The organism is Methylobacterium sp. E-045, from assembly GCF_022829685.1.
GTDB lineage: Bacteria > Pseudomonadota > Alphaproteobacteria > Rhizobiales > Beijerinckiaceae > Methylobacterium.
On the sequence record NZ_JAKSYE010000015.1, the window covers coordinates 1 to 819 of the forward strand.

The following is an 819-nucleotide window of genomic DNA, read 5'->3' on the forward strand; positions in this document are numbered from 1 at the left end:
GGCTGGCGGCCCGCATGGACGAGGAAGACCGCACGACCCTGGTCGAGGGCGAGGCGGATGCCCGGCCGATGGGCCAGGGCGCCGGACCCAAACCGCCCGCCTACAACGTGCAGAGCGTCGTGGATGCCGAGACCGGCCTGATCGTCCATCATGCGGTGACCGACGAGCCGACCGACCGGCGCCAGCTGCACCCCATGGCCGATGCCACGAAAACGGTCCTCGACCTGGCTGCGCTGACGGTGGTGGCCGACAAGGGATACGGTACCGGCGAGCATGCCAGCGCCTGCGAGCGCGATGGAATCCTGGCCTGCGTGCCGCCTCAGCGTGCGGTCAACAACCGGGGCGACGGCACCCTGTTCGACCGCACGGCCTTCACCTACCAGCCCGAGACCGACACGCTCGTCTGCCCGGGCGGTCGCAGCCTGATCCGCAAACAGCTCCACCGCAAGAAGCGCCACGTGACCTATGCCGCGCAGGACTGTTCCGGCTGTGACCTCAAGGTCCGCTGCACCACGGCCGAGCGGCGCTTCGTCGAGCGCCATCTCGACGACGACGCGCTCAACCGCATGGCCGCGCGGGCCACGCCCGAGAGGATGCGGGCCAGACGATGCGCCGTCGAGCATCCCTTCGGCACCATCAAGAGAATGATGGCCGGCGGTCGCTTCCTGACACGCAATCTCAAGGGCACCCGCACCGAGATCGCTCTCTCCGTCCTCGCCTACAACCTGCTCCGCACCATCAACCTCAAGGCCAAGGCCGCCTGATACCAAAAGAGGCCCCGGTCAAACCGGAGCCTCCAATCAGTTCCCACACAGCCTG

The 819-nt window shown here is 68.0% G+C and carries 1 protein-coding gene; it reads left to right on the top strand.

What is annotated here, in order from left to right; translation table 11 throughout:
* A partial coding sequence (locus MKK51_RS01130; protein ID WP_243974466.1) for a transposase occupies positions 1-764 on the top strand: 764 nt, incomplete at its 5' end.
* Positions 765-819: the final 55 nt, after the last annotated feature.